Genomic DNA, 11,966 nt, shown 5'->3' with positions numbered 1-11,966 from the left:
TATGGTCTATCTGTCGGTATGGATAATCGATGCGCTCGACCTGCTCGGCCATCGTACCCGCTTCGACGAGTTCGTCATCGCCTCCGGCGATTCTGACTTCATGCCGCTACTCCAGCGCATTCGCGCCGAGGATAGGCGCACGACGATTGTCTCGCCCGGATACTTGGCCGCCGCATATAGCGCTTCGGCGGACCGCGTCGTCGACTTCGATGCGCTTCGGGAACTCCTGCGCTCCCGCGACGCGGATGCGGTCCTCAAGCCGCCAGTAGGCACCGTCGCCCAAACTGACGGCGTTGACTATGGTTCGATCGACTTCGCCGACTTCGTGCGGCGCCGTTACTTGGAGGCGGTCGCTCCACTAGCAATGGGTAAGCATCCGGGCAGGGCCGCGTTGCTCTGCGGGAAGCAACTACGACGCGCAGTAATTTACCTTTCGACTCTCTACGTCAGGATGTCGTGAGGTTCGCCAGCAGCGTCGCGGACATTCTTTATGATGCTGGTGACCGCCAAGCCTTCCTCCCGCAGAGCTAGAGCAAAATCCGAACAGCGTGAATCGTTGAGGGATTCCCAAGGGGACTGAAGTCTGATTCATGCTTGTCACCGGCGACGGGAGGCCGGTCAGATGGGTAAGCCGTTATCGATGGACCTGCGCGAGCGGGTTGTTGGTGCCATTTCCGGCGGCATATCACGCCGGGCGGCCGCGGCGCGGTTCGGTGTGAGCGCAGCCAGTGCGGTGAGGTGGGCGGCACTCCAACGCGATCAGGGCAAGCCAGCGGCCAAGCCACAAGGTGGTGACACACGCTCGGCGAAGGCCGAGGCCAAGGCGGCGCGGATCTGGGCGCTGTACGAAGCAGCGCCCGACATCACGCTTGCTGAGTTGCGCGCGGCGCTGGCCGCCGAGGGGATCGCGGTTGCGGTATCGACCCTGTGGCGCTTCTTCGCCCGCCATGGGCATACGCGCAAAAAAAGACTGGCCATGCACAAGAGCAGGACCGCCCTGACGTCCTGAGCGCGCGCGAGGCCTGGTTCGATGGTCAACTCGATCTCGATCCAAAAACACTCGTCTTCGTCGATGAGACAGGCGCCAGCACCAAGATGGCACGCCGGTACGGCCGTGCCCCACGCGGCGAGCGGCTGCGCATGGCGGTGCCGCACGGGCACTGGATGACGACCACGTTCGTCGGCGGCTTGCGGCTCTCGGGTATGACCGCACCGCTCGTCATCGACGGACCGATGACCGGGGCATGGTTCGAAGCCTGGGTCGCCCGGGCACTCGCCCCGACGCTGAAACGTGGCGATGTCGTGATCCTGGACAACCTGCCTGCCCACAAGAGCGTCGCGGCCAGAGACGCGATCGAGGCAAGGGGCGCCCGGCTGCTCTTCCTTCCGCCCTACTCGCCGGACTTCAATCCGATCGAAAACGCCTTCGCCAAGCTCAAGGCGCTCCTGCGCAAAGCCGCTGCGCGCACCGTCGACGATCTGTCCCGCGCCATCGGTGCCGCCATCGACACCTTCACGCCCGCAGAGTGCGCCAACTACTTCGCCGCTGCCGGATACGATGCGTACTGAACGGAATCTGCTCTAGGCTGAGCCACTTTGGCTTGGACAAAACCGTTCGTCGCAAGAACGATTCAGACCGACTCATAAGATTTGGCCACCGGTAGATGGTGCCGCATTCTCGGCAGCATGGAACACCAGATCGTTCATGCATGCGGCCACGAGCAAATCCACGTCATTTACGGGTTCAACACTCAAGTTGCTCGGAAGGCACGCTGGTTGCGGACAACCAAATGCCGTGCCTGTTTCCTCGCAGACAGGAAAGCCGAACAGGCCGAGGCTACAGCGCGTGACAGCGCAACGATCGCGCATCTCGACCTGCCGATGCTGATCGGGAGCGAATGCCAAGTGGCTTGGGCAGTAGCTATTCGCATAAGTCGCCTGGCCGCGCTGACGACATCCCCGCATACGAGCGACAATTCCGATTGCGACCTTTGCCTGCGTATCTACGATGCTAAGTGGTGGATCGATCACCGTAATCTGTCGCACGCCGAGTTCCTGGCTCAGGCAACCAAGCGCCTGCAGATTGCTGACATGCCGGCAAATGGACAGGGGTCGGAAGCAGCGTAATCAGCACGTGCACGTTGCTACTCAAAAGCACGAACCCTCGGGCCTGTCTCATAGACTTTTTGCCCGATCGTCGGCTCGAGTCAAACCCGGAGGTAAAGTGACCTTGGGTCATCAAGCATGCTGGCCAGCGTCGGCGTGCTCCAGCCGGCAAAGTGTTTCGGATAGGACCATAGAACAGCTTGCCCAGTGCTGGACGGAATGCGCGTTCATTCACCGGCGTCGGCGATGCTCGTGCGCATCGAAGATCATCTGGCATTGTTGTCAAGGCACAGCCAGCTTTCCGAAACGACCGTCTCTTGGATCTTGACGCAGATGGGTGCAGACTAAAACCACCGAAGCCCATCGGCTCACGTCAAGAGTGGCGTTGATCGGCCGACGGACTCGCCCACCCCGCCCGTTCCTCCAATACCGGCGGTATGCATTTCTACCACCGTTCGGTGCTCATATGGGAAAACCGCTTCAAATGTCCACGACCGCAGTCCCCGAAGCGACCTTCCGAACGGAGGAACAGAACGATGTTGAAGATGTGCTGCTATTCAATTGAAAATAGAAAGATATGCTCGGGACGGATCGGCATCGGCAGCAACTCTATGCCGTAGGGCGGCAGGGTACCGTTTGGTTCGAAGGCTACCGCGGGTAGGAAGCCATAGGCCGTTCTCCGGGGAATGTTCTGCTTCGCGTGCGATTTGGTTAAGTAGCATTTCGCGCTCAGCATGCAGCCGCACGGCTTCCGGATCGATACAAGGTCTATCGCCCTTATGGGCTCGGCGCGCCTTGGCGGCGGCGACGCTTTCTGGCGGCCAGCCCTTGCGGAGCTTTGGTTCGAACTTTGCCAGGACGCTCAGCACATCCAGGAACGCCTTAACGGCGGCAAAGCGGGTATCAATTGGCTGCTCTTTCGCTTTCCGAGCCATCCCCTGCCCCTCCGCTCATAGGCAATGTCCTGTAATCCTTCATGGACTGCGCAAGCCGGTCAATGCGCCTCACGACCAACGTGTCGCCATCGCGGAAGAAGTGGACCAGGATTTGTATCTGGTTTCGGACCTTTCGACCGGAGCCCCGTGCGTTACCCGCACCATTGATCCGCGTTGATGCTGTGATTTTCGCGCGGTATTTGCTAGCGAGGGCACATGCCGAAGCTCATCGTTGCCGACGATCTGAAACTGCCCGCCGCAGAAATTTTTGGGAAGCGCCTCAAGGAGCACCGACGCGAACTGGGCCTGACACAGGGCCAGTTAGCTGAACGGACAAGTACAACCGCTGCCTATGTTTCTCAGGTAGAACGCGGACGAGCCAATCCTACGCTCGATGTGATGGCACGATTTGCCGAAGTGGTCGAAGCGGAAGTTTGGGATATGCTTAAGCCAACAGCCTCTTAGTCGCTCCTCGGACTCACTCCGAAACGGTAGAGGATTAACTCCAAACAATTCGTTGTTACAACTAGTTTGAACGTATATAACTCTGCTGATTGCTGATACCTGCGGTAGCAGCTGCCACCCGCCGGATTGAAGCGAGGGTGGAGTTCGTCGTGAACAACGGTCAAACCTTACAGCTTCGCTTTGGGCAGAGAGTTCGCGAAATCGCAATGAGGCTTGGGCTATCGATTGAAGACTTATCGAAACAGACTAGTTGGCCTCTAACGCGCCTATGGCAGATCCTGGATGCAGACTCAGCTTGCGTTACATTACACGAGATGGTCACGCTTGCGGGCATCATCCGAACCCCGCTTGCCGATCTTCTTGATCCCGGCAGCACGATCAAGATCATAACGCTCGAGAAAGTTGAATAGGGTCGACCGCGACACACCCAAGTCGCGCGCGACTTCGGTTGCCGTAGCGCCTGGGCGGCTTAGCTCGGCTTTAATCGCTGCAAGGTCGTTTGGATCCAACAGCCGCTTTCGACCGCGCGACGCGGCTTCCGGACGGGTCTTTAGCCTATGCAGATGGCGATAGTGTCCGTCTAACGCGCGGATCAGGCCATAGAGTTTGTCATCGCCGGCCGGGCTAATGATGATGCCTAGCGAGGCAATTTCGAAGGAAATCCCGTTTCGCAGGAGCCTACTGATAATTCGAACCATTGTCGAAGTCGACAGCGTGATACAGGACAAGTCGTAGACCACGACCCTGTCACCGGCTGCGAGCCGTACACCGCCTCGTGCCAGAAGATCGCCGAGCTTGTTGAAGCTCTGTCGGCCCGCAATCAGGATGTGCGCATCAGCGGCCATCGCCGCGTTTTGATCGTCGATCGTCGGCGATCCTTGGCATTCCGCAAGGAACGCGACGATCTTGCCCACCCCCTGCTCTCCCCTCACTGCGCGATATCACCCGCCGAAAGCTGACGCACTAAGTCAACCAGGAGCCTTGAGCAACCAGCGCACCCTACGTGACGCTGGCGCCACCTCCGCTGATCGCATTCCAGACGCTGTCTGCCGACCCCGGGTACGTTTGCCACTTGCGTCAATTTCGTCTTGTCGTTTATTTGGACTGCATCAGATGGATGGAGCCCCATGCTTCCAGCGGCATTAACAGCGAAAGCGATTCAGCTCTGCGCAGCCCAATTTGCAGCGATGGGGCCAGCTCCAGCGCAAAGCTTTCCGATCGTCGTTCTCAGTGGCGCCGCTCTCGTTCGGCAGCCGCAGGATCTCGCGGATGCAGAGACAACCGTTCGCGAGCTGCTCGCGATTGACGCCGACTTCACTGCTGGCCCGCTGCGCATCAACGGTCGCGATTTCACGATGTATGGCATCACGCCATCGTCAGTTTTCGATCCTTGCAGCGTCGTCAACCTGAACGGCGGAACCGGGCTGGCGCCGGCCATGGAATCGATCACGTTGTCGAGTGTGTCTGCTTTGCTACGTCGGTCGTTCGGAGCGCGAATTACCGACACGGTCCGACCTGCCAATGCGAACTACGGGGCCCGGTACAGCTGGCACAAGGCTGGGCAAGCAATAGACTTTGTTCCGCGAGGTGGTGTTCACGCAGTCGATCGCTTGCAGATCCGTGCCCTAATGGCGCGGCATGGCATTCGGATCCTTGAGCTACTTGGTCCAGGAGATCGGGGTCATTCCCATCATTGGCACATCGCGTTTGCCCGGCCTGGTCAGATCATCGACCGGACTCGCCCGGTCGAGGGAGGCGAGAATTGGATCGTCAATGTGGCCAGCGTGGATGGTCCCGCCGATACCAATGAGCCCGACGCGCATGACACGCCGTCGTTGGCTGCCACGGTGGCAGCCAAGCCGCCACCCGAATGGGATGTCTTCGCGACCGCTGCATGGCGCGCATCCAAGGGAGGTGGATAATGAGGGGACGATTGCTCGAAGGATTTATAGGAAGCAGCGGAGCCGCGGCCTTCGCTGCGGCAGGGCTGAACTCGGTTGCGGCACTTGAGCCGGCGAACGCATCGGCTTGGGGTTGTCAGGTGATCCTCTGCCTCGCGACGCCGGGATCTCCGACGAAGTACGCGGCTTGCGTTCCCCCCATCACCAAATTGTGGAACGCGCTCGCACTCGGGCGCGGGTTTCCGACGTGCGCTGGCATTGGGATCAAGACGAAGAAGGCGAAGCATGGGTACGATCTGAGCGTTACGCGTTCGGATGGCGTCACGTCGCGCTATTCGCTTGATACGCGATACCAGACCGTCACGCCGCAATGATCTACACGGTCGCCGCTATCACACTTCTAGCGCAGCAATGCGCGCCCGAAGTCGCGACCGAAGCCGTTGTACCCCTCGTCGTTACGGAGAGTGGCGGCGACGATTTGTCAATTAACGTGAATAATGGCCCTCGCGTACGCGCAAGGTCAGTCGCTGAAGGCGCGGCGTTGGTGCGACAGTACATGGCAACGGGCCATACGGTTGATGTCGGCCTCGCCCAGATCAACTCGGCAAATTTCGCTCGACTGGGCGTGGGCGTCGAGCAGGTCTTCGAGCCTTGCACCAATCTGCGGTTGGCCTCCATCGTCTTGCAGGACGGCTTCCGGCTCGCGAGCAAGCATTATACCGGAATGGACGCGATCTCGGCGACCTACTCCCTCTACAACACCGGCACGCTAACGCGGGGCTTTCGCAACGGGTACGTCAGCCGTGTCTGGGCGGCCGCGACCGATCTCGGGTCGATTTACGCCGCCCCGGCCATCCCTGGAGCGCTCGCTGCGATCGTGAAGTCGCATACCACTGCAGTGGCGGTTCCGGCGGAAGACGCTTGGATCGTCGGCCAGGTCGCCTCTACTACCGTCGAGGTGTTCAGATGAGCATCGAGAACACTGTCACGCGTGGCGGGCGGGACATTGACCCATCGGCCGACCAGGGCGAACAGGCTGGATTCCAGATCCCACCGGAGCTCCGAGCACGGTACGAGGTTCGCATCATTCGAGACGATGATGGGGCAGATCGTCGCATCGGTCTCTTTCTCGCAGGTGACCGCGACAACCCGTCGATTGAAATCTCAGGGAACGGCGAGCGCATCGTTGCTCGCACGGACGATCGAGAAGCCATCGACGCCCTCGTCGAGATTGCCAAGCACAATGGTTGGGAAGGTATCGACGTCGACGGATCGCCAGAGTTTCGCAGGGCCGTATGGGCCGCGGGCACTCGGGAAGGCTTGGTCGTGCGCGGCTATGAACCAGCGTTCGCTGAGCTCGGGCAGATGGATAAGTGGCGCGATGACGATGCCGAACGTCGAGAGCGGGAGGCATCGGCAAAAACACCGAAGCCCGAACAAGCACCAAATGAGTCAGAACCCGAAGCGCCAGAGGCCAAGGCTACCGGTCGCACGACAGGCCTGGAGCGGTCAGGTGCCGCGCCGTCAGGTCGGGAGGTCGACGGCGACCTTTCCAGCGAAGACCAACGGCTTCTATTGACGATCAGTGCCCACACGCGTGATCGCAAGGCGCTCGCTGAGGACTGCAACGGGGCCCTGTCGCCAATAGAGGCGACGTTCATCTCGGAGCGCTTCGAGGTCAATCGACACACCTTGGATGAAGCGCTGAATCGGGCTTTGGGTAGCGAAACCCTGGTCAACTCTTTCAGGAAGGCCGGGTATGAACCGAAAGAGCTGCGCGGCATGGCCGCTCAGGGCCTGTGGGACAAGGATATCGCTGATGCGATCTACTTGGTTCGCTCGGACAGTCATCGCGAAACGCTTGGGCAAGCCATAGCCGTCAAGGACGAAACGGGTCGCTACCGCATCGACCGCTACGATGCGGAGTCGAAGGAATTTATGCTGCTCGGGCAAACCGACAGCCCTTCCGAAGCAGCGACGCTCTTCAATCGGGAAACTGACACTCGGATCGTTGATCGGGATAGCGATCGGACGGTTGGCCATGCCGAATGGATCAACGACGGAAGTTTTCCGCGCTGGCGTCTTCATCCGGCAATGGAGCAGCTCATCGAGCGTGAGGCCGCCACTGGCGGCGCTGGATCAAGCGAAACGCATCCCGATACACCGCCTGCAAAAGCTGCTGATAACCGGCAGCGCTCCGCCGAAGCCCCCTCACATCACAGTGAGAGCGAGGCATTGGCAGAGCTGTTTCTGCATGGAGCCGCAGAGAGAATTTCGGCCGAACCACGTCTCGCCAACGCGATGGAAGCTCAAGCGGTGATGGAGCGGCATCTTGGCGAGCTTTTCCAGGGGGAGGTCGGGCGCACCGCCGCCGCAACCCTCGAGAGCCGCCAGATGATCTCGGACGTGCTCCGGCGCGGCCTCGATGTGTCGGTCCGCGAGCCGACACCGGTTCGGCAGATCGAACCGTCCCAACCAACCCCCGACATGGAGAGGTAACCTTTAGCCATGGAGACCCGTATGAAGTTTTCTCGCAGCATCCGCCGGATGATACCCGATGCAAATTCCCGGCGGGTGGTCGGCGTTGCCGGCGTCATAGCTTTAATGGTGATTTCCCAGCCTGCACTCGCGCAGAGCGGCACCGCAATCCAGAGCGGCCTCAACACGATCAAGGACTGGATGATCACGATCGCATCGGTCGTTGGCGTGATTGCCGTCATGGCCGTTGGTTATGCCAAGCTGACCGGTCGCATGGACTGGACCCGGGCCGTAACGGTGCTGATCGGTATCGGCATCATCTTCTCCGCCGCAACGATCGTCGGTTGGATGGGCGGAACGGCATAACATGGAAGACAAGCTCGCCGAGGATAAGGTCTTCCTCGCCCTGACCAGACCCTCGGTGTTCATGGGATTGCCGCTCGAGGCAATCCTTCCGATCATCATGGTTTGCATGGTGATCTGGGGAGTATTTCATAATCCCTTCTTCCCCCTGGCCTTGTTCGGAGCGCTCTACTTCCCTGCGCGAATGATCTGCCACTACGACTTCAATGCTTTCCGGCTCTGGGGCCTGTGGTTCCAGACCGGGTTCATCTCGAAAAACCGTAAATTCTGGGATGGCGGCAGCTACTCTCCTGTCCGTCTCAGTAAAGGCGTGAAGCGGAAGCAGTTCGGAAATGACTGATTTCAAGCTCAAACATAAAAATATCGCCAAGCGTGAGGCGGACGATATCAAATTCATTCCTTACATGCGACATGTCGACGACTCCGTTATCGCGCTTGAAGATGGCTCGCTAATCCGCATGTATCGTGTGGATGGGCGGCCGTTCGAAACCAGCGATGTCTCCGACCTCAATAGCTGGCATAACAAACTCAACGTCGCTTGGCGTTCGATCGGTGACGATCGCGTCGCGTTGTGGACGCATCTTGTGCGAACCGCGACGGATCCGGTTCTCGAAGGCGAGTTTCATTCGGATTTCGCTCGCGAGCTGCAGTGTAAATACGGTGCCTCGCTGAAGGAAAAGGTCCTTTACCACAACGAGTTCTACGTCACGATCTTGGTGCGGCCGTCACAGATGGCAGGCGATCAGTTGACGCGGCTTTTTGCAAAGCGGAAGGCAAGCGCGGAAACAGATGATCGTGCAATGAAGATCATGGCTGACAAATGCCGTGATTTTGAGAAACTTCTGGTGCAGATCGCTCCCGAGCCACTCTCGATCTACGAACATAACGGCGTGCTGTTCTCGCAGCCGATGGAGGTCCTTCACTTTATCCTAACGGCGGACCGCATTCGCATTCCGCTCCTGAACGGTCGTCTGGGCCAAGCGCTCTACACGTCACGCATCGTTTTTGGACGCGAAGCTGCGGAAATTCGGCTTCCTCACAAATCTCATTATCTGGGTATGTTCGGCGTCCGCGAATATGTCGCGTCGACCCGCACCGGGCAGTTCAACGACCTTCTCAGCCTCGACTTCCCCTTTGTCCTCACTCAGAGTTTTTCGCCGCTGGTGAAGTCCGTCGCAAGCGAACGGTTCACCAGAAAATACAAGCAGATGATCTCGTCCAACGACGCAGGCGTAAGCCAGGCCGAAGAGCTGCTCGATGGCGTCGACGATCTGATGCAAAACCGGTTTGCGATGGGAGAGCATCACCTTTCGCTTTCGGTGATTGACGAGAACCCCAAGCGGTTGCTGGAGCGGTTATCAATCGCGCGATCGGCCGCAGCTGACACTGGCATGGTGATGGCCCGCGAAGATGTAGCGCTGGAAGCCGCTTTCTGGGCACAGCTCCCGGGCAACTTCAAGATGCGGGCTCGGCCGGCAGTCGTGAATAGCCGCAATTTTGCGGCGTTGAGCCCATTCTACACCTTCCCCGCCGGCCGCAAGTCGGACAATCATTGGGGCGAGGCGGTCACGCTCTTGAAGACGCGGGCAGGCTCCTCCTTCTGGTTCAATTTCCATCGGGCCGATGTCGGGCACACGCTTATCATCGGCCCGACGGGCGGCGGTAAAACGGTCCTGCAAAACTTCCTGCAGGCGCAGCTTGAGAAGACCGGCGCGCGCCAAGTGTTCTTCGACAAGGACCGGGGCGCCGAGATTTTCGTGCGGGCGTGTGGGGGCACATACCTCACGCTTCGCAATGGCGTGCCGACCGGATTTGCGCCGCTGAAGGGACTGACGGCAAACCCGGTCAACATCGGCTTCCTGCGCCAGTTCATTCGGGTGCTCGTCCGTCGAACGAACCAGCCCCTCTCGGTCGCCGAGGAACGCTTGATCGACGAGGGGATCGACGCGGTGATGCGCCTTCCATCTGAGGCACGCTCATTCAGCGCGTTGCGCGAAATGCTAGGATATGCAGACGCGGAGGGTATTGGCGCTCGGCTAGAACGCTGGTGTCTAGGCGGCCCCCTTGGTTGGGCGTTCGATGGTCCACAGGACGAGGTCTCCCTGGCGGCGCAATTCGTTGGTTTCGACATGACCGATTTCTTGGATAATCCGGAAATCCGCACGCCGACGATGCTCTACCTGTTCCACCGGGTAAACGAGCTGCTCAACGGGCAGCGAGTAGTTGTCGACGTCGACGAGTTTTGGAAGGCGCTTGAAGACGATGCGTTCCGTGCCTTTGCAAAGGACGGCCTCAAGACATTCCGTAAGCGCAACGCGTTCCTGGTGTTCGGGACGCAGTCGCCCGCCGACGCCCTACGCTCCCCGATCGCTAGCGCGATCATTGAGCAGACCGCGACCAAGATCCTTCTCCCGAACTCGGAGGCGAGGCGATCGGACTACATCGACGGCCTTGGGCTCACCGAAGCCGAATACAGACTGATCCGCGAGGAACTCACGCCGGAGAGCCGCACCTTTCTGGTCAAGCAAGGCCACACATCGATCGTCGCGAGGCTCGACCTCGGCGGCATGTCGGACGAGCTCAAGGTGCTTTCCGGCCGAGCGGAGACGCTCGAAGCCATGGAGGAGGCCATTGCCCATGCGGGCACCGACCCCGCGGCGTGGCTGCCGCACTTTTATGCAAATCAGAGGAGAAGCTGAGATGTCGTTCAAGCCCATCATCCTAATCGCGAGCGCGCCCCTCGCGCTCGCCGCCTCCGCGTCGTCAGCCGCAGCGCAAGGTATCCCGGTCTTCGATACGACAACCTATCTGCAGGCGCTCCAGACCGCTCGGCAGACCTTGACGATCGTCGACCAGGGCAAGCAGCAAATCCAGCAGGCGCGCCAGACATTCGAGTCGATGTCGAAACTGACGAACGTCAACACCATCGCATCGCAGCTGGCGAATAGTCAGGTCCGCAATATACTGCCGAACACCACGATTGACGCGCAGACGCTGCTCCGCGGTGACTTCTCGCAGCTCGGCGCGCTCGGGGGCTTGGCCTCGAACATCCAGTCCCGGTACGCCCTCTCGTCGTCCGGCTCGGATGCCGATGCGGCATATGCCGCTGCCCTGAAGAACTCGACGGGCTCCGCCGCCACCACGGCCGCTCTAGGCGAGAAAACCCTCGCCCTTTCGCAGACACGAATGCAGGGTCTTGATCAGCTGCGCCAGCAATTGTCCGTCGCCAAGGACCCGAAGGACGTGATGGACCTTCAGGCGCGCATCGCGGTCGAGCAAGCGCATCTTCAGAACGACATGCTGAAAATGCGGGCGATCCAGATGGCGCAGGCCGGCGAAGGCAACCTCGCGGCCAGCGGCGCCGAGGCGGCCGCCGCTCGCAATGCAGCAGCCTTTTACGGCGCGAACACGATCAGGAAATGATGATGCGCAAGCTTTTACCAATTGGCGCTTTGCTGATCGTCTGCGGATGCCAGCAGGAAGTGTCGGTTCCGACGGCCAAGGAGCTGATCGATAGCCGCCAGTTGCTCACGGAGTGGCAGGCCAAGTGCAACACCGGCGAGTATAGCCGGCTGACGGCTGAGCAGAAGGCTCGGTTCTGCTCGACGACCCAAGAGGCCAGCGTCTCGGCCGCAGAAGCCGCAGCAGCCAAGAGCGTGAGCGACTTCTACAACACCAATACGAAGCGGAAGTAGGTCTCGATTTACTGCCCCTTGCG

The 11,966-nt window shown here is 59.9% G+C and carries 15 protein-coding genes; 12 read left to right on the top strand and 3 right to left on the bottom strand.

Translation table 11 applies throughout. From position 1 onward, the window contains the following. Position 1: 1 nt before the first annotated feature. The 3 genes from ASE90_RS05585 to ASE90_RS05570 all read left to right on the top strand — a co-directional run bounded on the left by ASE90_RS05585 (position 2) and on the right by ASE90_RS05570 (position 2,127). On the top strand, positions 2 to 460 hold the full coding sequence (locus ASE90_RS05585) for an NYN domain-containing protein (RefSeq protein WP_055997448.1): 459 nt from the start codon (positions 2 to 4) through the stop codon (positions 458 to 460). 162 nt (positions 461 to 622) lie between these two features. Next, positions 623 to 1,569 (top strand): IS630 family transposase gene (locus ASE90_RS18965; protein WP_156361454.1). Its coding sequence is split into 2 segments (ribosomal slippage): positions 623 to 968 and positions 968 to 1,569, totalling 948 coding nucleotides; the frame shifts between segments, so codons are not numbered across the junction. A gap of 117 nt (positions 1,570 to 1,686) precedes the next feature. Then, positions 1,687 to 2,127, top strand: a complete 441-nt coding sequence (locus ASE90_RS05570) for a hypothetical protein (protein WP_055997439.1) — start codon at positions 1,687 to 1,689, stop codon at positions 2,125 to 2,127. 536 nt (positions 2,128 to 2,663) lie between these two features. Here the strand turns inward: ASE90_RS05570 and ASE90_RS19565 are convergent. After that, entirely contained in the window at positions 2,664 to 3,041 is a 378-nt protein-coding gene (locus ASE90_RS19565; protein WP_156361453.1) for a hypothetical protein, read from the bottom strand. Then, a complete protein-coding gene (locus ASE90_RS20965) occupies positions 3,010 to 3,150 on the bottom strand; it encodes a hypothetical protein (protein WP_414888924.1) in 141 nt (46 codons plus the stop codon). Before ASE90_RS20965 ends, ASE90_RS19565 begins: the two co-directional genes overlap by 32 nt. 107 nt (positions 3,151 to 3,257) lie before the next feature. Between ASE90_RS20965 and ASE90_RS18960 the strand changes: the two genes are divergently transcribed. After that, entirely contained in the window at positions 3,258 to 3,506 is a 249-nt protein-coding gene (locus ASE90_RS18960; protein WP_082449558.1) for a helix-turn-helix domain-containing protein, read from the top strand. 305 nt (positions 3,507 to 3,811) lie between these two features. Here the strand turns inward: ASE90_RS18960 and ASE90_RS05560 are convergent, their stop codons facing one another. Further along, the gene (locus tag ASE90_RS05560; protein ID WP_055997725.1) at positions 3,812 to 4,420 is read right to left on the bottom strand and encodes a helix-turn-helix domain-containing protein; all 609 of its coding nucleotides are present in this window, start codon (positions 4,418 to 4,420) and stop codon (positions 3,812 to 3,814) included. A gap of 213 nt (positions 4,421 to 4,633) precedes the next feature. Between ASE90_RS05560 and ASE90_RS18955 the strand changes: the two genes are divergently transcribed. The 8 genes from ASE90_RS18955 to ASE90_RS05520 all read left to right on the top strand — a co-directional run bounded on the left by ASE90_RS18955 (position 4,634) and on the right by ASE90_RS05520 (position 11,943). Next, positions 4,634 to 5,428, top strand: a complete 795-nt coding sequence (locus ASE90_RS18955; RefSeq protein ID WP_082449556.1) for a muramidase — start codon at positions 4,634 to 4,636, stop codon at positions 5,426 to 5,428. A 349-nt stretch (positions 5,429 to 5,777) separates the two neighbouring features. Beyond that, positions 5,778 to 6,377: a lytic transglycosylase domain-containing protein gene (locus ASE90_RS05550; protein WP_055997433.1), complete on the top strand. Its 600-nt coding sequence runs from the start codon at positions 5,778 to 5,780 to the stop codon at positions 6,375 to 6,377. Then, complete coding sequence (locus ASE90_RS05545) at positions 6,374 to 7,906, top strand: LPD7 domain-containing protein (RefSeq protein WP_055997430.1); 1,533 nt, start codon at positions 6,374 to 6,376, stop codon at positions 7,904 to 7,906. Before ASE90_RS05550 ends, ASE90_RS05545 begins: the two co-directional genes overlap by 4 nt. A gap of 9 nt (positions 7,907 to 7,915) precedes the next feature. Beyond that, complete coding sequence (locus tag ASE90_RS05540; protein WP_235531674.1) at positions 7,916 to 8,251, top strand: TrbC/VirB2 family protein; 336 nt, start codon at positions 7,916 to 7,918, stop codon at positions 8,249 to 8,251. A gap of 1 nt (position 8,252) precedes the next feature. Beyond that, positions 8,253 to 8,588 (top strand): type IV secretion system protein VirB3, encoded by a 336-nt coding sequence (locus tag ASE90_RS05535; protein ID WP_055997427.1) that lies wholly within the window; start codon positions 8,253 to 8,255, stop codon positions 8,586 to 8,588. Then, positions 8,581 to 10,947, top strand: a complete 2,367-nt coding sequence (locus ASE90_RS05530) for a VirB4 family type IV secretion/conjugal transfer ATPase (protein ID WP_055997424.1) — start codon at positions 8,581 to 8,583, stop codon at positions 10,945 to 10,947. The genes ASE90_RS05535 and ASE90_RS05530 overlap by 8 nt, the downstream gene beginning before the upstream one ends. 1 nt (position 10,948) lies before the next feature. Next, entirely contained in the window at positions 10,949 to 11,671 is a 723-nt protein-coding gene (locus tag ASE90_RS05525) for a type IV secretion system protein (RefSeq protein WP_055997421.1), read from the top strand. Further along, positions 11,671 to 11,943 carry a hypothetical protein gene (locus ASE90_RS05520; protein WP_235531673.1) on the top strand — a complete coding sequence of 91 codons (273 nt, stop codon included), beginning with the start codon at positions 11,671 to 11,673 and terminating at the stop codon, positions 11,941 to 11,943. Before ASE90_RS05525 ends, ASE90_RS05520 begins: the two co-directional genes overlap by 1 nt. The last annotated feature ends 23 nt before the right edge of the window (positions 11,944 to 11,966 follow it).

The organism is Sphingomonas sp. Leaf67, from assembly GCF_001421965.1.
Taxonomy (GTDB): domain Bacteria; phylum Pseudomonadota; class Alphaproteobacteria; order Sphingomonadales; family Sphingomonadaceae; genus Sphingomonas.
The sequence above is the reverse complement of the archived record's forward strand: the minus strand, read 5'-3'. Positions and strand labels throughout refer to the sequence as shown.